This window comes from Paraburkholderia sp. BR10872 (assembly GCF_040965835.1).
GTDB classification, from domain to species: Bacteria; Pseudomonadota; Gammaproteobacteria; order Burkholderiales; family Burkholderiaceae; genus Paraburkholderia; species Paraburkholderia nodosa_A.
This window is the reverse complement of the sequence record NZ_JBFRCN010000095.1, coordinates 1-19,152: the sequence shown is the minus strand read 5'-3', so window position 1 is coordinate 19,152 and position 19,152 is coordinate 1. Positions and strand designations below refer to the sequence as shown.

General features: G+C 59.0%; 19 protein-coding genes and 2 pseudogenes. 13 read left to right on the top strand and 8 right to left on the bottom strand.

Going from position 1 to position 19,152, the window contains the following annotated elements; all coding sequences use genetic code 11:
- Positions 1–603: 603 nt before the first annotated feature.
- From glnH to glnQ, 3 genes are all read left to right on the top strand, one after another.
- Complete coding sequence (gene glnH / locus AB4Y43_RS38935; RefSeq protein WP_368730171.1) at positions 604–1,356, top strand: glutamine ABC transporter substrate-binding protein GlnH; 753 nt, start codon at positions 604–606, stop codon at positions 1,354–1,356.
- A 64-nt stretch (positions 1,357–1,420) separates the two neighbouring features.
- Positions 1,421–2,077 (top strand): glutamine ABC transporter permease GlnP, encoded by a 657-nt coding sequence (gene glnP, locus AB4Y43_RS38930; protein WP_368730170.1) that lies wholly within the window; start codon positions 1,421–1,423, stop codon positions 2,075–2,077.
- A complete protein-coding gene (gene glnQ / locus AB4Y43_RS38925) occupies positions 2,074–2,802 on the top strand; it encodes a glutamine ABC transporter ATP-binding protein GlnQ (protein WP_368730169.1) in 729 nt (242 codons plus the stop codon). Before glnP ends, glnQ begins: the two co-directional genes overlap by 4 nt.
- Positions 2,803–3,235: 433 nt before the next feature.
- Here the strand turns inward: glnQ and AB4Y43_RS38920 are convergent, their stop codons facing one another.
- Both AB4Y43_RS38920 and AB4Y43_RS38915 read right to left on the bottom strand, forming a co-directional pair.
- Positions 3,236–4,579: a sorbosone dehydrogenase family protein gene (locus tag AB4Y43_RS38920; protein WP_368730168.1), complete on the bottom strand. Its 1,344-nt coding sequence runs from the start codon at positions 4,577–4,579 to the stop codon at positions 3,236–3,238.
- Positions 4,572–5,012, bottom strand: a complete 441-nt coding sequence (locus AB4Y43_RS38915) for a DUF2231 domain-containing protein (RefSeq protein WP_368730167.1) — start codon at positions 5,010–5,012, stop codon at positions 4,572–4,574. Before AB4Y43_RS38915 ends, AB4Y43_RS38920 begins: the two co-directional genes overlap by 8 nt.
- A gap of 169 nt (positions 5,013–5,181) precedes the next feature.
- On the opposite strand from AB4Y43_RS38915, the gene AB4Y43_RS38910 reads away from it, so the two are divergent.
- Positions 5,182–5,412 (top strand): hypothetical protein, encoded by a 231-nt coding sequence (locus AB4Y43_RS38910; RefSeq protein WP_368730166.1) that lies wholly within the window; start codon positions 5,182–5,184, stop codon positions 5,410–5,412.
- Between the two features lie 41 nt (positions 5,413–5,453).
- Here AB4Y43_RS38910 and AB4Y43_RS38905 read toward each other — a convergent pair whose 3' ends face one another.
- Positions 5,454–6,293, bottom strand: a complete 840-nt coding sequence (locus AB4Y43_RS38905; protein ID WP_368730165.1) for an MBL fold metallo-hydrolase — start codon at positions 6,291–6,293, stop codon at positions 5,454–5,456.
- 946 nt (positions 6,294–7,239) lie between these two features.
- On the opposite strand from AB4Y43_RS38905, the gene AB4Y43_RS38900 reads away from it, so the two are divergent.
- The 4 genes and pseudogenes from AB4Y43_RS38900 to AB4Y43_RS38885 all read left to right on the top strand — a co-directional run.
- Positions 7,240–8,676: a methyl-accepting chemotaxis protein gene (locus tag AB4Y43_RS38900; protein WP_368730164.1), complete on the top strand. Its 1,437-nt coding sequence runs from the start codon at positions 7,240–7,242 to the stop codon at positions 8,674–8,676.
- Positions 8,677–8,732: 56 nt separating this feature from the next.
- Positions 8,733–10,811 carry a putative bifunctional diguanylate cyclase/phosphodiesterase gene (locus AB4Y43_RS38895; protein ID WP_368730163.1) on the top strand — a complete coding sequence of 693 codons (2,079 nt, stop codon included), beginning with the start codon at positions 8,733–8,735 and terminating at the stop codon, positions 10,809–10,811.
- Positions 10,812–11,413: 602 nt separating this feature from the next.
- Positions 11,414–12,169 (top strand): hypothetical protein, encoded by a 756-nt coding sequence (locus AB4Y43_RS38890; protein ID WP_342948012.1) that lies wholly within the window; start codon positions 11,414–11,416, stop codon positions 12,167–12,169.
- Positions 12,160–12,795, top strand: a pseudogene (locus AB4Y43_RS38885) (GGDEF domain-containing protein); the annotation flags it as partial. The gene AB4Y43_RS38890 and the pseudogene AB4Y43_RS38885, both read left to right, overlap by 10 nt.
- Positions 12,796–12,919: 124 nt before the next feature.
- On the opposite strand, the gene AB4Y43_RS38880 reads toward AB4Y43_RS38885, so the two are convergent.
- Both AB4Y43_RS38880 and AB4Y43_RS38875 read right to left on the bottom strand, forming a co-directional pair.
- Positions 12,920–13,360 carry a DUF3564 family protein gene (locus tag AB4Y43_RS38880; protein ID WP_368730162.1) on the bottom strand — a complete coding sequence of 147 codons (441 nt, stop codon included), beginning with the start codon at positions 13,358–13,360 and terminating at the stop codon, positions 12,920–12,922.
- A gap of 267 nt (positions 13,361–13,627) precedes the next feature.
- Positions 13,628–13,837, bottom strand: coding sequence for a hypothetical protein (locus tag AB4Y43_RS38875; protein ID WP_368730161.1), 210 nt, complete (start codon positions 13,835–13,837; stop codon positions 13,628–13,630).
- Positions 13,838–14,103: 266 nt separating this feature from the next.
- Here AB4Y43_RS38875 and AB4Y43_RS38870 point away from each other — a divergent pair, with 266 nt between their 5' ends.
- Positions 14,104–14,502, top strand: coding sequence for a helix-turn-helix domain-containing protein (locus tag AB4Y43_RS38870; RefSeq protein WP_368730160.1), 399 nt, complete (start codon positions 14,104–14,106; stop codon positions 14,500–14,502).
- A 777-nt stretch (positions 14,503–15,279) separates the two neighbouring features.
- Here the strand turns inward: AB4Y43_RS38870 and AB4Y43_RS38865 are convergent.
- Together AB4Y43_RS38865 and AB4Y43_RS38860 are read right to left on the bottom strand one after the other, a co-directional pair.
- The gene (locus AB4Y43_RS38865) at positions 15,280–15,558 is read right to left on the bottom strand and encodes a hypothetical protein (RefSeq protein ID WP_368730159.1); all 279 of its coding nucleotides are present in this window, start codon (positions 15,556–15,558) and stop codon (positions 15,280–15,282) included.
- A 190-nt stretch (positions 15,559–15,748) separates the two neighbouring features.
- Positions 15,749–15,946 (bottom strand): hypothetical protein, encoded by a 198-nt coding sequence (locus tag AB4Y43_RS38860; RefSeq protein ID WP_342948017.1) that lies wholly within the window; start codon positions 15,944–15,946, stop codon positions 15,749–15,751.
- 554 nt (positions 15,947–16,500) lie between these two features.
- Between AB4Y43_RS38860 and AB4Y43_RS38855 the strand changes: the two genes are divergently transcribed.
- From AB4Y43_RS38855 to AB4Y43_RS38845, 3 genes are all read left to right on the top strand, one after another.
- The gene (locus AB4Y43_RS38855; RefSeq protein ID WP_342948018.1) at positions 16,501–16,806 is read left to right on the top strand and encodes a hypothetical protein; all 306 of its coding nucleotides are present in this window, start codon (positions 16,501–16,503) and stop codon (positions 16,804–16,806) included.
- A gap of 757 nt (positions 16,807–17,563) precedes the next feature.
- Positions 17,564–17,830 (top strand): hypothetical protein, encoded by a 267-nt coding sequence (locus AB4Y43_RS38850; protein ID WP_368730158.1) that lies wholly within the window; start codon positions 17,564–17,566, stop codon positions 17,828–17,830.
- 94 nt (positions 17,831–17,924) lie between these two features.
- On the top strand, positions 17,925–18,353 hold the full coding sequence (locus tag AB4Y43_RS38845; RefSeq protein WP_368730172.1) for a GFA family protein: 429 nt from the start codon (positions 17,925–17,927) through the stop codon (positions 18,351–18,353).
- Between the two features lie 4 nt (positions 18,354–18,357).
- Here the strand turns inward: AB4Y43_RS38845 and AB4Y43_RS38840 are convergent.
- Positions 18,358–18,477 (bottom strand): annotated as a pseudogene (locus AB4Y43_RS38840) (IS5/IS1182 family transposase); the annotation flags it as partial.
- Between the two features lie 221 nt (positions 18,478–18,698).
- Between AB4Y43_RS38840 and AB4Y43_RS38835 the strand changes: the two are divergent.
- On the top strand, positions 18,699–19,152 hold a 454-nt coding region (locus AB4Y43_RS38835), incomplete at its 3' end, for a DUF4158 domain-containing protein (RefSeq protein ID WP_368730157.1).

The following is a 19,152-nucleotide window of genomic DNA, read 5'->3' as shown; positions in this document are numbered from 1 at the left end:
AACGCCGCTGAGTGCGTGCGTCGGGTTCGTTTCGTCATTTCCTCGGTTCCTTTGCCTGCATTATCGCTGGCTCAGGCCCCGGCCGTTCCACTTATCCCGCTGTCTGATTTTGCGCGGCCACCTCTGTTTGCCTCCCGCCCCAAACGCGGTAGGTCGGTGGACGCCAGCCCAATATGCACCAGGGACTGCCCAACCTCCGTGATCAGACGCCGCGCCGTTCATCGCGAGCCGTTATATCGGCCCCTTGGTAAATGCCTAGTTTTAGACCTATGCGAGTTACCGACCATCAGCGAGGCCAAAGGTCACCGGCGACCTGACGCCCGATCGGCCGAACTATCCACACGCGAACGTGGACTTCGAATGGGACTTGAAACGGCTCTGACGCGACGTGCCACCTTGCCCCACAACGAGGCGCGCGTTGTCACCTCATGGGCCTGCACCGGCAAGAAATTTCTGTTGCGAACATTTTTGTTGTCGTAGTATAAGACATGACAACACATGTTGCTGTATTGACGGGGTGTGCATCGCATGTCGCGCGCCAGCCGGTGTTGTCAGCCGTCCCTTGACGCTGTCAGGGGCATTGCCCACCACTGCGGAGAAGTTATGGGACGTCGCTACTTCCTAATGTCAATGGTTGCTGTCGCCATGCTCGGCACAACCCTCGCCCATGCCGATAGCAAGGAACTTATCGTCGGCACTGACACCTCGTTCATGCCCTTCGAATTCAAACAGGGCGACAAGTACGTCGGCTTCGATTTGGACCTTTGGGCGGAAATTGCGAAAGATCAGGGCTGGACCTACAAGATTCAGCCTATGGATTTCGCCGGCCTGATTCCCGCCCTGCAGACACAAAACATTGACGTCGCGCTCTCTGGCATGACGATTAAGGAAGAGCGCAAAAAAGCAATCGACTTCTCCGCCCCCTACTACGACAGCGGGCTCGCCGCGATGGTGCAAACCGGTAACACCAGTATCAAGTCCATCGACGACCTGAACGGCAAGGTGATCGCGGCTAAAACCGGTACGGCCACCATCGACTGGATCAAGGCGCATTTGAAGCCCAAGGAAATCCGCCAGTTCCCTAATATTGACGAGGCCTACCTTGCGCTTGAGGCCGGCCGTGTGGACGCAGCCATGCACGACACACCGAATGTGCTCTATTTCGTCAGCACCGCTGGCAAGGGCAAGGTGCAGGTCGCGGGCACGCCGGTCAGCGGGGACAAGTACGGCATCGGTTTTCCGAAGGGCAGTCCGCTCGTCGCCAAAGTCAACCAGGAGTTGATCAGGATAAAAGCCGACGGCCGCTACGCGACGCTGTACAAGAAGTGGTTCGGTTCGGAGCCGCCCAAGTCGTAGTCGTCACAAGTTGAACGCGCAGCGAAGTCCGCTGCGCGGAAGATGCCTCAACCAGGAGCGGTTCGTGGATTTTGATTGGTCAGTTATCTGGACTGCGCTTCCAGACTTGATGGCCGGTGTGAAATTGACGGTGTTCATCGCCTTCGTGGGACTGGTGGGTGGATTTGTCGTCGGTGTCATAGCGGGCATGTCTCGCGCGTACGGTCCCCTCGCGTTCAACGTCATTGCACAGGTCTACATTGAACTCATTCGCGGTACCCCGATCGTGGTTCAGGTGATGTTTCTCTACTTCGCGCTGCCACTGCTCGCGCACATCAGGATCGACGGGCTCACTGCCGCCATCATCGCGATCACAGTGAACTCGGGCGCCTACCTTGCCGAGGTCGTGCGGGGGGCATTGCTGTCCATTCCGAAGGGCTTGATGGAAGCCGGCCTTGCCATGGGATTGTCGATGCCGCGAGTGCTGCTGAAAATCGTCGGGCCACTGGCGTTTCGCCGGCTGATTCCGCCATTGGGCAACCAGTGCATCGTGAGCCTGAAGGACACATCGCTGTTCATCGTCATCGGCGTAGGCGAACTGACGCGCAAGGGTCAGGAAATCATTGCGGGAAATTTTCGCGCGGTTGAAGTTTGGTCGGCCGTCGCCGTGGTTTATTTGGTCCTCACTGGTGTAATGACACTGTCGTTGCGTCTCGTTGAAAGAAGGATGCGCATACTATGAGCATGGTCGAATTCCAAAGCGTCTCGAAAAGCTTCGGCCATGTGCCCGTGCTCAAGAATATCGACCTTCGGATCGAGAACAAGGAGGTCGTTGTGATCGTCGGGCCTTCTGGCTCCGGAAAATCAACGCTGCTTCGTTGCATCAACGCACTCGAAAAAATCAGCGGCGGCGAACTTCTCGTCGATGGTTTGAGCGTCAAAGGCAATACATCGGACATCCGCACGATTCGCCTCGAAGCAGGTATGGTGTTTCAGCAGTTCAACCTGTTTCCGCAAATGACAGCGCTCGAAAACGTCATGTTTGGACCCGTCCAAGTACGCGGCGCAAGGCACGCCGAAGCACGTGACCAGGCAATGGCGCTGCTCGACAAAGTCGGTCTCGAATCGAGGGCCAATCACTATCCGTCGGAGTTGTCCGGTGGGCAACAGCAACGCGTTGCCATCGCGCGGGCGCTCGCTATCAAGCCGAAGCTAATGCTCTTCGATGAGCCGACGTCCGCACTCGATCCCGAGTTGCGTCACGAAGTGCTGAAGGTCATGCAGGACCTGGCGACCGAAGGCATGACGATGATTGTCGTTACGCACGAGATCGGCTTCGCGAGACGGGTGGGGACACGTCTGTTGTTTATGGAAAACGGCGGAATTGCGGAGGACGGTGATCCGGCAGAGTTGATCGATAACCCGCCTACGCAACGATTGAAGGACTTTTTAAGGCATGTGTCGTAGTTGAAGTCCTACATTGGGTACGGCCGTCGACTCCTCCTTCAATTTCGCCCCGGCTACAAGGCCTCGATGCCTGGAAGGGCTTTTTTCGGACGTGTACCCGCATACTTTTCACCCGGCGTCCGGCCATTGCGGCCTGTGAGCGGCCGCATATATCCACGGCCGGAGGGACACTCGAAGGCCCATTGCAACGCCCACGGCGCCATTACCCCAGCCGTCGCGTTGCAGGTTGGGATGACCTTGATTTACGTGCAGTTTTCCGGTTAGAACACTCTCGACTCCGCGCGGGTTTGCGACCTGTCCCGAATAAATTTGATCGCGCCGCAAAGGAGACACAAGCGCGACCATCGGCGTGCGGCGGTGCAGCGAGTAGATGCGACGCCGTCGAACAGCAAAACGACGGCAACGGTCACGTAAACGTACGACGGCACTTCGATCATTTTGCGGCGGCACCATGCGGCGCTACGTTCGCGCTCGTCACGCGCCACACAGTATTGCCCACATCGTCAGCAATGATCAATGCGCCGTCGCGATCCTGCGCGACGCCAACTGGTGCTCCGTACAACTCCTTCTCGTCGGGCGACGCAAAGCCCGTGACGACAGGCTTTGGTGCACCGACCGGCCGCCCGTTATCGAATGCGACGTACGCAACCATGTAACCACTCAGCGGCGAGCGGTCCCAACTCCCGTGTTCGCCGATGAAGGCGCCGCCTCGATACTGTGGCGGCAAGTTGGTGCCGGTATAGAACAGCAGGCCCAGCGGTGCGACGTGCGAGCCGATTGAGTAGTCGGGCGGAATCGCCTTCGCGACGAGATCGGGGCGCTGCGGTTGCGCGCGGAGATCGACATGCTGCCCGTAATAGCTGTAAGGCCAGCCGTAGAAAGCGCCCTCGCGCACCGACGTTAGATAGTCCGGTACAAGGTCGGGGCCGATTTCGTCGCGTTCGTTCGCGACGGCCCATAATTTTCCTGTCTTCGGTTCCCATTGCAGTCCGGTCGGGTTGCGTATCCCCGCAGCGTATATACGGCTCCCGCCGGTTGCGATATCCACTTCCAGCACGTCCGCACGCCGATATTCGACCTCCAGACCGTTCTCGCCTACGTTGCTGTTCGAGCCCACGCCAACGAAGAGCTTCTTGCCATCAGGGCTCGCGAGTAGTGCCTTGGTCCAGTGATGATTGATCGTATCGGGGAGGTCCGCGAGTTCTACGCCTGGTCCTGCTATATGTGTCTCGCCGGATCGATAGCGAAAACTAAGGATTGCGTCGGTGTCGGCGACATATAGCGTGTTGCCAATCAACTGCATCCCGAACGGCGAATGCAGGTCATCGATGAAATCGTACCTGTCCCATTGCCCACTGCCGTCGCTGCGTTTGCGCAACAGCGAGATGCGGTTGGCACCCTTTGCCTTCTTGCCCGAGCGTTCAGTGATGAAACCGGCGATCAGTTGCTTCGGCGTAGTCACTGCTTCCTCGTTGGGGCTATTCGCTTCGGCTACGAGTATGTCGCCGTTGGGCAGCACATAGACCTGGCGCGGATGCGCGAGTCCCGAGGCAAGCAGTTCGATCTTCAGTCCCGCTGCCACTTTCGGCGTATTGCCGTTCTGCCAGCCCGTGAACGTTGGCACCTGCATGGGCGGCGAGAGGAATGCGTGCGCGCCGGGCATCGGCGGATTCGAGCCCGCTTGCTGCGACGGGTCGTATTGCGCGCGGTCCTGGCATCCCGCCGCCATGCATACCATCGCCGCCGCGAGCACGCTGGTCCTGAGCACGCTATTCATGAGCGACCTCCCTGAATCCGAATCTGTCGACCGCGCGCAGCAGATGGGCAATGCCTAGCAACGCCACCGTAACGATCGAGAGGATCACGTTCTGCGGAACCATGCCGTAGGCGTCGCGGCTATGGACGAATGCGTTGAAGATTGCGGCCACGATGGCGAGCAGGTTCAGCCAGAAGTCTATTTTCTCGAGGCGTGTCACGGGATAGCGCGAAGGCCCCCAGACATGAAACAGATTGATGAAGCGCGGAATGATCGCGAAGAAAAGGCCAGTGGTCACGAGCCACGCTGCGCCTTTTCCCCAGAAGACGTTCCGCGTGACTTCAAAGAGAATATCGAAGATCAGTGCGCCGACAAAGAAGCCGTAGGGGATCGGATCGAGCAAATCGAAGATCGCCGTTGCGAATCGTGATCGGTAGGTTGGGACGAGTGTCATGAGTGTCATCCTGACCGGCGTAACGAACGCGTGCGTTTGGGTGTCATTCAAGCGGAACCGCGCATGCCACATACCTGATGGCGGCTATCCCATAGGGTATAGGACGTACGATAGGCACGCGAACTGCGCACCCCATGTCACGTATCGAAGCGCAAGCAGGGAGTCCCAAGTGAAACGGATCACCTTCTTTTTGATTATTGCGACGATTGCCCTAGGTTTCGGGATCGCCGGATGCAACAAGGCGCATAAGGCCGGCAATGACAGCATGGATGCAACACGCGGCACCGTCGCCGCATCGGGTGGGCAGGTCAACACGGTGCGAGAAGCGCTCGCAGAGAGTTCGGCCGCGTCGCCGGCAGCGCTCGCCAACACGGCGGCGTCAGCTTCCTCAGGGCACTAATGGTCTCAATGCAGGGCGCCAAGGACGCCTGTCCGGCCCGATCAGTTCGTGAATCCGGGATCGTCTGGGGCATGCTCCTCGTAGCGCCCTTCAAGCAGCGCAACATACCGCTCGACCGACCTCATCACCGCGGCTTTTGCGTCGCTTTCGATCTGGGCATGAAGAAAGCTGCCATAGACACGGCCGAATACCAGTTTCTCGATCACCGCGCCTATAGCCTTCACCCGCTTCGCGTCAAGTGGAAGGTAGTTCGGATAACTGTACATAAACGATACATGTGACCGGTCCGGTGTGACCTGCAAAACGTCCCCGGTCAAAAGCACACCATCATCGGCTTCGCAGAAGAGAATGGTGCCGCCCGGGAAATGGCCGCCGACTCGCAGCAACGTCGTCGCATCGTCCAGCACCAGCCTGTCACCGTTCCAGTATCGCAGTGAATCGCCTTTGCGCATGACCCACACTTCGTCAGCTTCGTGCAGATACACGGGGCAATCGAATGCGCGCGCCCATTCGATCATGGTCGTGTAGTAGTGAGGATGCGAAATCGCGATCGCATCGAGACCACCCAGGGCTTTGACGATGCTGACAGTGGCGTCGTCGAGCAGGGCCACGCAGTCCCAAAGAAAGTTGCCGTGTTCGGTCTGCATCAGCAGCGCGCGTTGCCCGATTCCGAACGCGGGTTGCGTATGGATTTCGTATAGCCCAGCGCGTAGTTGCCGCCATGAGTTCGCGTGCGAGACCTTCAATGCCTCCAGCGTCGTCCAGCCCTGTCCCGAAGGAGGAATGAACTGGCGTGAGTCGTGGCATATCGGGCAGCGCTCGGGCGGCTTCGGCGTTGCCGGGAATTGCGTGCCGCAAGCGGTACAGATCATCGGAGTCATCGTCGCCTCCTCAGTTCAATCATCACCTGAGCGCAAAATTCACGCCGTAAGCGGGCACCGCGGGTCCGAAATCGGGCAGCGCGACCGTCTTACGCAGCTCCGGGGCGTCCTGGTCGCAAAGACAGTCTGACGGACGGTCCGTCCGCGAGCGGCCGGTCGGTTGACGCGCGCGGAAGCCCGGCACGATCAGCACACTAACGGGTCCACCCGTCGCCGACGATGACAGCGCCTCTCAGAGGTCCAGCCGGCCACGCTGCTACGATCCTGGTCCGCACTGGCTGCAAAGGATTTTCTGACTAAATTGCCGCTACGTTCGCGATGCCAGCGAAAATCGCCGTCAGGTTGGCCTTCGATGAACGAAACCACAAGCCGGGCAAACTGAACCACGTGTCGCAGACGGACAACCATCTGACGGTCTTGACAGCACGCCTGGCCGCTGAGGACCGAGGTAAAGAGGTGCCAGGAAGACCTTGTCGGCCAAAGCCAACGTGCAACCGCCCCTTAGGCCGCGAACGAACCTGTCGATATAAAGCAAACTTTATAGTGGCGCCAGGCAGGAACTGGAGCGAGCGTCTTCCGATCCGTTCGCGCGTGTGACGCTGTGGCTAAAAGTGCCTCGGCTGCTCCAAAGCGGTCATCGCGCACAAGCTTTTCCAGGCTCCTGTCACGAAAAGAAAGGACGATGCGCGTCGCTATGCTCGAGGCGCAAGAATTTGTTGAAAGTCCCTATCAAGTTCTCCGTCGGACAACCGAAATACAAACGTTCAGCTCGATTTGGTTGCGTAAGCAACGAAATATCCGGCGTAGCCCGGTTAGGCTATCAGGCCGGCTAAACACCCAGCATGAAACGTTTTTGAATCTTGCCGTTGCGAAAAAAGTCGAATGAAAAGCAGGGGTAAACATCCGTATGGCGAAAAAGTCGGTTGCACATGCATCGGGAGACATCATGGAATCAACGGGCGCGTCATTACGTTCACTCTACGCCAGAGCCGACAAACTCATGATCGTCGTGATCTGGGGGCTGTTCGTCATTTCCTGTTTGCTGGCAGAGAACACCTTCACGTGGGGTGCTGTCGCGTGGATCGGGCTGCCCGCGGTGCTGAGCGCGTCGGCCCTGGTGCGTTGGCATGGCGGCACGCTTCTCACGCGGTTATGTATTGCGGCGAGCCTGATGACATTCGCTGCGCTGCAGATCTATCAGGAGCGCGGATTGACTGCGATGCACTTTGGGGTCTTCGTCCTGATGGCGTTTCTTCTCGCGTACCGGGACTGGCGGCCTGTCGTTTGCGCGGCCATCGTCATCGCGCTGCATCACGTCACGTTCAACTATCTGCAGATTGCCGGGCTGAACGCATACTGTTTTACGCGACCCGCGCTCTCGGCGGTCTTCCTGCATGCCGGCTATGTCGTCGCGGAAGCCGGGTTGCTGATTGTGATCGCGAGACGTATGGAGATCGACGCGCTGACAGGCAGGGAGCTAGCGTTGCTGGGAGAAATGCTCTCGCATGAAGAGGACAAGTTCGACCTGCGCCTCGCTCCGATGACGCTCAAGGGTGTCAGCAGCCGTACCTTCAAAAACACGCTGGATGCCATCCACCGCGCGCTGCAGCAGGTAACCGGAATCGTCGGCCGGATGGCCGAGTCGTCGGAAGACATCGCAGCCGAAAACCGCCTGCTGTTCGAGCAGATTGCAACGCAGGCAAGTGGGCTCAAACAGACAAACATCGCGATCGTGCAGATCGCCGATCGCATCCGAAGCAGTGCAGAGCACGCCGCGAGCGCGAATAGTCTCGCGAAAGAAAGCTCGGCGGTTGCCCATCAGAGCGGAAAAGTGGTTAGCGAAGTCGTCAGCAATATGGGCGAAATCGAAGCCGCCGTTCAGCGCATGGGGGACATGATCGCAACCATAGAAGGCATCGCGTTTCAGACCAATATCCTTGCCCTCAACGCGGCAGTTGAAGCGGCGCGCGCGGGAACGAGCGGTCGCGGATTCGCTGTGGTTGCATCCGAAGTGCGCACGCTTGCGCAAAGGAGTGCCAGCGCGGCCTCCGACGTCAGGCGCCTCATCGTCGATTCGCTGGGGAAGGTCGATCAAGGCGCAGTGCTTGCCAGACGTGCCGGCCAGGCGATGGAACATGTCGTCGAAACAGTGGGCAGCGTTGCCAGATTGATTGAACAGGTAAGCTCCGCGAGCGACGCGCAGAGCAGTGACGTCAATCAGTTTAGCCGGGGCGTCGATGAAATGGACACCGCGCTGGAAGTCAACGTCGATCATGTGAAGAAGGTGGCGCAAACGTCGGAAAGCCTGAATGAACAGGCGCAGAAGCTGCGCTCGGCAATATCGGCGTTCCTCGTTGAGCCTGCCGAAATGAAGCCGGAATAGCAGCAAGCAGAGAGGGCCGACTCCAACGAGAAAAATAGTGAATGCCAAGGGGGCCTATGCTGGTCGGTAGCTACAACGAACTGCTGGTCCTGTTTTCCTTTCTGGTCGCCATGCTTGCGGCCTATACCGCGCTCGAGATGACGGGGCGCCTGTTCACGGCAACGGGCAAAGCGGCATACAGCTGGTTGACGGGGGGAGCGGTCGCCATGGGCATGGGCATCTGGGCCATGCACTTTATTGGCATGCGCGCGTTCCGTTTGCCCATCCCGCTTGGTTACGACCCGGTGATTACTGGCGTCTCGCTGCTCATTGCCATTGCGTCCTCCGCCGTCGCTCTGCGCGTGGCGTGCGCGAACGCCTTGTCACCATGGCGGCTGATTGGCGGCGCGTTGTTGATGGGCAGCGGTGTGGCTGGCATGCACTACACCGGTATGGCGGCGATGCGGATGGCCCCCGAGATCAAATATGCGCCGCGTCTTTTCGTCCTGTCCCTTGTCATAGCCGTTGGCGCCTGTGGTGCGGGCCTGTGGGCGGCGTTCAGGCTCAGGCAGGGCACGCCGGGGATGCGGCCGCAACGCGCGGGCGCTGCGGTAGTGATGGGCCTGGCAATCGGCGGTATGCACTACACCGGCATGGCTGCCGCGCGTTTTCCCGTTTCGAGCATATGCGGCGCGGCCCGCGATGGCCTCACATCGGGGTGGGTGGTTGTGGCGCTCGTGATTATCACGCTCTCCGTACTAACGGGGGCATTGATTATTTCGGTTCTCGAAGAACTGCGCCTCATCACGCGTACTGCGATCCTGTCCCGGTCGCTCGCGCAGGCAAACGAGACGCTTTCTTACCTTGCCCTGCACGACAGCCTGACGAAGTTGCCCAATCGCGTCCTCCTGGAAGAGCGACTCGCGGAGTCTTTTGCCGAAGCGTCCCGCACCGGAAGGCGTTTCACTGTGATGTTCATGGACCTGGACGGCTTCAAGGTGATCAACGACGCCTACGGTCATCACACCGGAGATGCGTTGCTGATCGAGGTCGCCGAACGCCTTCGTGCTGCTGTAGCGGCTGACGACGTCATCGCCCGGGTTGGCGGCGACGAATTCGTTCTGATCTCCCAAGGCGGAGACACGAATGAAGCATCCATGCAGGCTGAACGCCTGCTGCATGCGTTGCGCACCCCGTGTCGCATCGCAGGACACGAATTGCGTGTGACGGTGAGTATCGGTATCGCCATGCTTGGGGAAGAACCTGACGCTGTCCAGCAGGGGCAACTGCTGCTGGCACGGGCTGACAAGGCGATGTATCACGCGAAGTCGATGGGGCGTAATGCCTGGTGTTTCTTCGACTCGTCGATGACCTCGGACGTTCAGGGGCAATTTGAACTGATGCAGGAATTGCGCGGTGCACTGGAAAGAGGGGAATTCGCGCTCCATTACCAGCCCATTTTCTCTGCGCATTCAGGCCAGATTGTGGGAGTGGAAGCGCTTATCCGCTGGTTCCATCCCGATCGCGGTCTGATTGGCCCTGGCCACTTCATCCCGCTGGCCGAAAAAGCGGGGTTGATTGTGATGATCGGAGAATGGGTGCTCGACGAAGCATGTCGACAGATGCGGCAGTGGCTTGACTTGGATTGTCGCGACTGGACCGTTGCAGTGAACATTTCGCCAGTCCAGTTCAGCCATCCAGGCTTGGTGGACACTGTTCGCCGGACCCTGGAGCGACGCCGGCTGCCTTCATCCAGGCTGATACTCGAAGTGACCGAATCGACGGCGATGCGCGATGTCGATGCAAGCCTGCGTATCCTGCAGCAACTGGATGAAATGAAGGTCCGGATCGCGATCGACGATTTCGGGACGGGGTACTCGAGCCTGCTATACCTGAAACGGTTTCCTGCAAGCGAGCTGAAGATTGATCGCGGGTTCATCCGCGATCTCACCTGCGATGGCGAAGACGCCGCCATTGTCTCTGCGATCGTTGCACTCGGACGGGCGCTCGATCTTCATATTGTTGCCGAAGGTGTGGAGACACAGGCTCAACTGGAATATCTCACGCGTCTCGGCTGTAATGCGCTTCAGGGTTTCCTGCTCGGACGGCCCGTGCCGCCGGCTGAACTCGCACCATCTACCGCAACGGGGCTCTGAAGGATGATGAAGGCGCGTGGTTATGGTTTGGTCAGGCCGAAGCGCTTCACAGCCGAGCCTGGATATGCCGGGGTCAAGGCAACTCGCCGCGCGTGTAATCGAACACTGTCGCCACGGCTGCCCCCGTCATCGTCCGGCCAGTAGTTTCCGCCTACGGACATGAGCCCGATGAGTTCGATTGCCAGTTTAATCGGCCCAATCACGCTCGATACTGAACCTGATCTTCGCTTCGAGTGTTCAGGACCTTCATGAGCACGTCTTCAGGTCGAGCCATTGCCAGCTCCGGGTCTGGCTGGTTCACGCGAGGTATCATCATCGGAGTCTACGAACGGGAGTCCGTCGTCTTCCGCCAACGCTGGCACCTGGCGTACGGGCTTATCGCAGGCCGGTCATGGCCGACTACGGTCCGGTCGGTTGAAAACGATGCGCCGCACGAATCCGCGCGTGGTCTTTTCGACTGCGCGCTAGCATGATTCCTACGCAGGGTTGAACGCATCCGGGGCGGGCTTCGCGGCCACCGGACGGAAGAGCGAAGCAAGGCAAAATATCGTCGTCTCGAAGACGGCGCGGTCGGATAACGGTAGAGAGCAAGAAGGGACGCTATGAAGGTCATCGGTCGTTCATTCCTTCTTTTGTTAGGTGCCGTTCTGTTCCTGACGCCAGTCTGGATGACAGTGCAATGGTTCGAAGCGCGTCGGGTCTTCGAACTCGCAGCGATAGCAATTGTCGTCCTGGTGATGGCATGCCGCGCGCCGGATCGAACCGCTCTACGGGACTTCTATCTGGTCCTGATTTTCGCCGTGATGTTTCAGGCTGAAATGGCGCGCGATCTTATCTTCGGCGTCGTCACCTGGTCTCTCTGCGGGATTGGGTGCTTGATGCTTCGCCGGCAGGTCCGGCAGATGACTATCGAGCGCCGATTACCCGACGCGTTTTACGCGCAGTCCGGTGAGACAGGAGAGCAGATCGCGACCCGCTTTTCGGCGATTCTCGACTCTGTGAACTTTCGGCGTGACGATCTGCGCGTCGATGAGACTGCGGCGCCGCTTTGTGGATACATCGACAGCTATGTCAATACTTTCGCCCAGATTCATCGCGTGCGTGACAGCGCTGCGACAGCCATCGTGACGCGCAACGTGCTGCAAGCTGTCTTCGGAGCGCGGCGTGGAACGGCACTTTTTCGGTTTTTGAGCCGGCTAGGGCCGTCCAATCCCCCGGGTTACAACGACGCGGTTCGCGCTGGCGCCCATGATGCAAGGCAATTCCTTGAACGCGCCGCGCCGCCCGCTGGCCTCGTCGTCTTGCTCGGCAAACACTATCGCATGCTTTGCGGATTCCGTGCCCTGACCGCGCACTGACCATCGGGTCGTTGATGGCGGCTTCCGCCCCTGGCTTCGTCGCCCTTCCTTCGCGGTCGGCGCACAACTGCGGCGTCGCATGCGCGCGGAGTCACAGCTGGCGATGCTTGCCCGCACGGACGGCCTGACCGGACTGAACAACCGCCGCACGCCCGGCGAGATTCTGGACAGGGCGTGGTGTCGCGCGAGACGCACACGAAGTGTCTTTTCGTGCTGTTCGTCGATGTGGACCGCTGCAAGGTATACAACGATTCCGATGGGCATCAGGCAGAGGAAGATGCCTTGGCCGTTGTGGCCGGATGCATCGGCGAGAACATTCGCCGGCCCACAGATAGCGCGGCCCGCTATGCGGCGAAGAGTTCGTGGTCGTGCTGCCAGACACCAGACCGGAGGGCGCTGCGTCAATTGGCGAAAAAATCCGCGCGGCGATCAGCGAACTTGCTATCGAACGTGCCGGCAGCGAGTATGTCCGCGTCACCGCCAGTATCGGAGCGGCGGCCCGGACACCAGCAGCCGACGAAGACGTGACTGCAGTCATTCGCGCTGCTGACGAAGCACTGTACAACGCCAGGGCGACAGGTCGTCACAAGGTTGCGCTGTCCACAGCACCGACAGCGCAATCTTGATCAGTCGGCGACCAGCGATCATCCGCAGCCAGCGGCAACCCTGCTTCAGACCAATAGCCAGCTGTTGTAGCGTGCAGCGCGCAACGGCGGGCCGCGCCGCTCATCGCCCCGCCTTGTGGCGCAATCAACGATGGGCGCGGCCGGGCTCCCGATGGCTGCCGGCGGAACGGGGCAAAGGGGGCATTTCTTCGCGGGCAAAGAACGCACTGGCAGCGCGTATGCGAGAGCGGTCGACTGCCTGCAACCGCCAGTGCCAGTCTGCATGGTGCCCGGGAAGCACTTCCGCTGGGAAGGCGGCGACACCTTCGGCACTCTCCACCTCGTTGTGGCGGTCGGGAGCCAGCCCCACCAGGGAGCACACGGGTTCCTCAGGTGACGACGAGCACAGGAGAGTCGATGCGCCGGTTTGGCGAAGCACACCCCATTCGGGCAAGGCGAGACCACAATGCGCCTCACGCGACCAGCGTTGTTCGTCGAGGTCCAGCCACAGGACCGCGTAGTCGTGATTGACCGTAGGATCAGGACCGTTGATGAGAATCGTCAGGCGCATTGCGATCGCGTCCATGGACGCCCGGAGAAGGAGTGAGTTTTCGCGGATGAGCACTTGAAGTCTAGGTGCGAAGCGGTTGGCTCGCAAGCGAAAACCCAGATATCGGGAATATTGACGCTGACAGAACGGCCACGGCGTGCAGCGGATCGACCTCGATCAAGTCAACCGGATCGCCGCGATCGGCACCGCTCGCCGCGCGGTTTTGCCTACGCGCGCATGGGAAGGTCGAACCCCAAACGACGTCCGGACGGTCAGAGCCCGATCCCGCTTCCAGTTTTCGAATCAATCCCGGTCCAGGGATTCCCTGAATTTGCTAACGGCGCTCACGTACCGGTACGTGGCCTCGTTGAGTGCTCTTACCAGCATGCGGATGTCTGCGGAATTGTCCCGCTCATTGTTGTCGGCCTCATTGGCCGCCAGGCCTCTGAAAGAGCGTCGTGCGGCGCCCATGAGCCCGCAGGCGTCACAGGACTCCTCCAGATCGGGGTCCATGACTTTTACCTCGCAATTCAGCACAGGAAAAGAACACGCTGACACGCCGGATGACGTTCGACAGGAGGCTGCGGCGGCAGATGCCAACCCGTGCGAATCGGCGACCACCCAAAGTGGCGTCCTTCGGCGCGTATTCGACTACTATCGCAAAGGGCCCTTTCAGTCAGCTTTCCCTGATGCCGCAGGCTCGGAGCGCCCGATTGCGTTTGCCGCAAAGACCTGCAAATATCCTGGCAACGACAACGAGGCAGCGCTGGATTGGGGCGATGAAAGCAAGACGCTTGTTGGGTGGACCGCCATGGACAGATCGGCGGCTGGTGGCTGCGGACATGCTCGAGCGAGGGCAGAGTATCCAGCAGGTGGCCGCGGCACTGGAGCTTGGCCCCGCCACTGCTCGCCGATATGCTGCTCTTTTCAGGTCTGGTGGCAAGCATTCGCTTTTACAGATGAGCGATGTGGGGCGTCGCAGAAAACTCCCCGCAGAGGGCATGAACTGGCTTATCGCCGCCATAAAACATGCGCCGGTTCTCCACGGATTCGAGATTGAGCGCTGGACCCGCGAAGCCGTCGTCGAACTCGTCGAGCGGAGATTTGGCATCCGATACTCACGCTCCCACATCAACCGGTTGATTCGCGACCACGAACTACAGGGGCACTTTCGTTGACACGCTGATGCGTCACGGCGCGTTCATCAGGTATCGATGCGCATTGCTTTACCAACATCCGGTTGTGCTATGACACTCCTGCCATCGACCAGCTCCGGTCAGCACACGTTCTCGGTGCACCTGGCGCCGCAGCACCCGAATTGATTCTGTCTATCGCATTGAGCAGCTCCTCGAGAACCAATGGTTTGGCGACAACTTCGTCAACCTTGCCGGCGAAACGCAGAGCGTCCTGCGGCCGCGCCAGCGCGATGATATGGGCCTTTCTCCTTCGGTATGGAACCCCTGCGCCAACAACGCGGAGGCGTCGCGAGAAAATGGTGAAACGTCAAGCACGATCAGTTGCGACGGTTCATGCCAGACTTCGCGCCAGGTGTCAAAACCACGCGCCTTCGACTGCCCAGAACCCTTTGTCTCGAGTAGAAGGGCGAAGGAATCCCGGACCCACCTGTCGTGCCCAACAATCACACTGGGTCCACCGACGGGCGGTAGTCTCGGTACTGCATGAGTACTCGAGGCGCGCAGTTGCCACTCGCGGCGCAGCCATTCCAGCCGGGACAGTTAATAACAGTCCCGCGCCTTCGCAAGCCCGGCGAGGGACGCTGTCGCGGCGTGCTCAAGGCGCTGCAGGTTTTGAGTCGCCTCGTTGAGTTCAGCGACGGCAACGTCGAAGCCGAGCATGTCCTCTGGCTTCCGCATGGGGATGTCGCGTAGGAAATCTAAAGAAGGAGATGTGGACCACCACGCGGTTCCGGACGATCACCCATCAGTTCATCGAGTTCAGCGAGGCTGACGCGCGGATACGATAGCCTGCTGGCAGCGGTTCCCTGATTCTCCCTGGAGTGCGTCGAGACGGTCCAGCAGGGCATGCGCCTCGTCCTCCAGGGTTGCGGGCAGCCCTGAAGTTCCTCGCACGCCATTGATCCGCGCGCGCCAGTAGCCCGGCGACATCACGGGCGTTGACTTCGCGCCATCGTTCTCCATAAGCAGATGCTCAAGCTGCAAAATCATAGCGCGGATGTGAGCGAGTTCCTGCGCCACATGTTCGTTCGGATGCATTTGCGCCTCCATTGCGACCGATGATGCGCGCGTGAAACCCGCATGACCAATGGCTCCAGTCGACCAGTCTGGGTACGTCCGGCTTGCGGGATCCCCACGGAATTGACTGCCAGCGTAGCCTCGGCAATACGCGTGATATGACCGCGTAAGGCGAGTCAAATCCGAAACAAGGTTCGCAGACGATTGCCGCTCAGCGCTTGCCGGCGATTGCCTGAAGCACCGAGTCACCGTCACGGGTAAGGCGTGGAAGTTGGCCTCCAGAGGCAAGCTGTTCCAGAGCGACCAGCTGGTGTTCCAGCAAGGTGTCAAGCTCTTCGCGGTCCAGATCGATCTGCTCAGGCGCGGCCTTGACGAGCATCAGGGTAGCGAATTCGTGAGGGCTTAGCATTTAGTGTCTCCGTATTCTCTCTGGATTGGGCGTTGACTGTGAGCATCTATTACCGATGACGCATCAGCACGTCCGAATTGGCAATTATTCCAGGTCTTTTTTTCCGACCTTGCGAATTCGAAGCCTTCAAGGCCGGAGCACAAATATTAATTCTGAATTCGATGGGAAACGAATTAAAAGAAAATATGGAGCACCGGCCACAATAGAGCACCCTTGGCTGAACGTATTTGCATCGCGGAGCGACCCGAATCTGATGGGCGGTTGGAGGTATCTCCCCGCGCAATGGCGCGCATTGCAGGATCGTTTATCACAAATAGTCAAACCATGATTCTGCGAATGGCATGCAGTCGCCCGACGGTCCATCGCAATACGCCGCTCACTTTCAAAGTCAGCATGATTCGATTTAAATAGTAATGCTATTTTAGATCGGCACATATTGAAGAGGTGAAATGTCCAGAGACACACGGGCGGCGCTCCCGACAGCGAAGTGCTATCGTTATCTTCAGACCATGCTTTCCTGTCATGCCAATCAACCAGCGGGAACGGGTGCCAAAATGAAAAAGAAAAACGTAGAGCGCCTTCAGGCCGGATGCACCGTGTCGAACCTGATTGACCAGGATATCGCACATATCCGGCACGCGATATCGGTATCACTCGCCGGAAATCCTGCCGGCTCCGCCTTTCCAGCAAGCTACTGGCGCCATAGGCTGCATGCCCTGCTCGATACCGGCCGCGTCAACAAAAGTCAGCTGGGCGAGATAGACAGCCTGCTGCTCATGCTCGATCTGAACGAACTGAATCTTGCCGCGGCCGCCTGCGCTTTTGCAGCCAGGAAAGATCCCGGCGAGACGGACGGCTGAATCACTGATCAGAGCGCACTCGCATTGCTTCAGTTCAAGCATATTTGGGTCGTCACGTTTGCAGGTGACGCGTTTGGGGTGTGCACGCAGTGCGCGGGGCGTCGTTCAACTGTCGTCGACTATCCGCAGCAGTGCCCGCCGCTCGACGGGTTTCGTGAAGTGACCCGTGAAGTCTTCCGGCAACGGCCCGTGTGTGATCCCCGGTTGCCGTCAATTTCCGCCAGTCCACCATCGGGAATCGCGACGTCTTGTTCGGACGAACCACACGCCATCAGCTTATCCGCCAGGCACAACGGAAGGGCCCTTGTGTGGCCTGAGCGGTTGCTCGAATCAGCCTCGATATGAAGCACTGCTCACGTTCAACGGAAGAGAACCGCTCTGCGGACTTCACGCAATTCCATTATTCCGCGTTCAGGCCGATATCTGCTCCGTTGCCCGATGACGCCCGGGGAATTTGTTGCGATGGCATCATCACCCGTGAGAAGGCGGAGGGGGAATGAAAAAGCCCGTCACATCCTCAGGTATGCGATGGGCATAAGATCCGGGAGCCATTGAGAGAGTTCCAGCGGATTCGCTGTACTCACCGACGTCAGCCAGTTCGGGCTGGAGATCGATGAATTGGACACGTTGCTGGAATGCAGCACGAAGTCGTGGGCTCCATTACCATGTTCTTGCTGGCGCATCTTGTGCAGATCGTCGCGCTCCGCGATGCGGGCTCCGCTTGAGGTCGATGAACGTGAAATCCACCAGGAAGACCATGGATCTGAATATCGAGGCGGCCCCGTTGGATGACTTCTGCAAGGCTGTGCTGCGCAGGCTTAAAGATAACGGTTTCGACAGGGCTGGGGTCTCGTATGTCACAAAGCCGGAAGTCGTATCGCAACAGGATTTCGCCTATCTGGCGAAGAATTCCGGTCTTTCCGACGGCGGCCAGGGCACGCGCATTCTCGGGGCTATTGCGGTGCCTGAGCTTGGGCCCAACGCTGGAAGCATTACGTTCCGGCTGAGCGTCAATCTCACCTAGGATAAGTGTCGCTAACAAAACTGCTTCGTGAATTCACGAACGGCGGTTGCATAGCGATGGCACGGTACAATGAGAACCTGTCACTACGACCGAGATAACTATGTCACTTCGTGTTACGTGCCTATGTGGCAAGATTACCGTCAACCTGCACGGCGGTCCGGCGGCACGTGCGAACTGTCACTGTTCGTCATGCAGGACGTTTTATGGGACGTCCATGTTTTCTGCAACAGCTTGGGCGGCTGATGCAGTCAGCGTTGACGATGGCGCAGGCCGGACTTTCAAACATCCAGAAAAGCAGTTGACGAAAACATTTTGCGACGTCTGCGGCGAAGTGATGTTCGGTACCAATCGCCTGGGAATGCGTGTGGTTCCAAATGCATTGGTTGCCCGCGCTACCGATGGGAAGCTCGACGCGGCGTTGGCTCCAACAATGCACCTGTTCTATCGCCAGCGTGTGGTTGACGTTTCGGATGATTTGCCGAAGTATCTCGACGGCTGGGATGGTCCCACGTATGCGCGATAACAGGTCATCGGCAGTGGCGCTCAAGATGCCGGGAACAAATGATGGAGCAGGCCAGCATTAACAATGCGGTATGAGTCTCGATACTTCGCTCGAACCGGATATGCAGCTTGCCGAAACCGGCTAGGGTACCCCTTGTTTTCAGTGCATTTTGCGACGGTAGCATCGTCCAAGTGCGACGAGGGTTTGCGAGGCGGCCCTAATAAAATGTTACGTCGAATCAATAGCTTGCTGTTTGGGTAGTGCCTTCGGTCACGGCTGCCTCATGTCTGCCCAGGCGGTAGTCGTCGCCCCGTCATTCGTCGTCGCTATGCTCGTTGATCCGTCATCCGCTTCAAGGCGAGCACGATGGAACACTGGCAAGTCACTTATCTTGGCATCCGGCAGATTCCTCGCGAACTCACCGAGTTTGAGCTTGCCACGTTCTTCACCTTCTCAGCGAATGAGCGCGCACTAATCGACGCGCGCCGCGGCGACCTATACCGGCTTGCTGTCGCGCTCCACATCGGCTTTATCCGGATGAGCGGCCGCACGCTCGACGCGTACAGGCAGATTCCCAAAGTGCTCTGGAATCATCTTGGCGCGCAACTCGCAGTCGATCCACCCGATCTCGGCACGCTGCGCACGCTGTACGAAACGCGGGCTCGCACGCTGATTGATCATCAGGTTCTCGCCTATCAGGCGCTTGGATTCCGGCCGATGGCCGAGCACCAGCGCCGGTATGTCGTGCGCTGGCTGAAAGAACGCCTGACAGGTCGGCCCGACCGCGGTGACTTGCTTTACGAATTGAAACGCTGGCTCT

Coding starts and splice junctions, on each gene's coding strand:
- glnH (WP_368730171.1), top strand. CDS start 604: ATGGGACGTCGCTACTTCCTAATGTCAATGGTTGCTGTCGCCATGCTC.
- glnQ (WP_368730169.1), top strand. CDS start 2,074: ATGAGCATGGTCGAATTCCAAAGCGTCTCGAAAAGCTTCGGCCATGTG.
- AB4Y43_RS38920 (WP_368730168.1), bottom strand. CDS start 4,579: ATGAATAGCGTGCTCAGGACCAGCGTGCTCGCGGCGGCGATGGTATGC.
- AB4Y43_RS38915 (WP_368730167.1), bottom strand. CDS start 5,012: ATGACACTCGTCCCAACCTACCGATCACGATTCGCAACGGCGATCTTC.
- AB4Y43_RS38905 (WP_368730165.1), bottom strand. CDS start 6,293: ATGACTCCGATGATCTGTACCGCTTGCGGCACGCAATTCCCGGCAACG.
- AB4Y43_RS38900 (WP_368730164.1), top strand. CDS start 7,240: ATGGAATCAACGGGCGCGTCATTACGTTCACTCTACGCCAGAGCCGAC.
- AB4Y43_RS38895 (WP_368730163.1), top strand. CDS start 8,733: ATGCTGGTCGGTAGCTACAACGAACTGCTGGTCCTGTTTTCCTTTCTG.
- AB4Y43_RS38890 (WP_342948012.1), top strand. CDS start 11,414: ATGAAGGTCATCGGTCGTTCATTCCTTCTTTTGTTAGGTGCCGTTCTG.
- AB4Y43_RS38880 (WP_368730162.1), bottom strand. CDS start 13,360: ATGGACGCGATCGCAATGCGCCTGACGATTCTCATCAACGGTCCTGAT.
- AB4Y43_RS38875 (WP_368730161.1), bottom strand. CDS start 13,837: ATGGACCCCGATCTGGAGGAGTCCTGTGACGCCTGCGGGCTCATGGGC.
- AB4Y43_RS38870 (WP_368730160.1), top strand. CDS start 14,104: ATGAAAGCAAGACGCTTGTTGGGTGGACCGCCATGGACAGATCGGCGG.
- AB4Y43_RS38865 (WP_368730159.1), bottom strand. CDS start 15,558: ATGCATCCGAACGAACATGTGGCGCAGGAACTCGCTCACATCCGCGCT.
- AB4Y43_RS38860 (WP_342948017.1), bottom strand. CDS start 15,946: ATGCTAAGCCCTCACGAATTCGCTACCCTGATGCTCGTCAAGGCCGCG.
- AB4Y43_RS38855 (WP_342948018.1), top strand. CDS start 16,501: ATGAAAAAGAAAAACGTAGAGCGCCTTCAGGCCGGATGCACCGTGTCG.
- AB4Y43_RS38850 (WP_368730158.1), top strand. CDS start 17,564: ATGGATCTGAATATCGAGGCGGCCCCGTTGGATGACTTCTGCAAGGCT.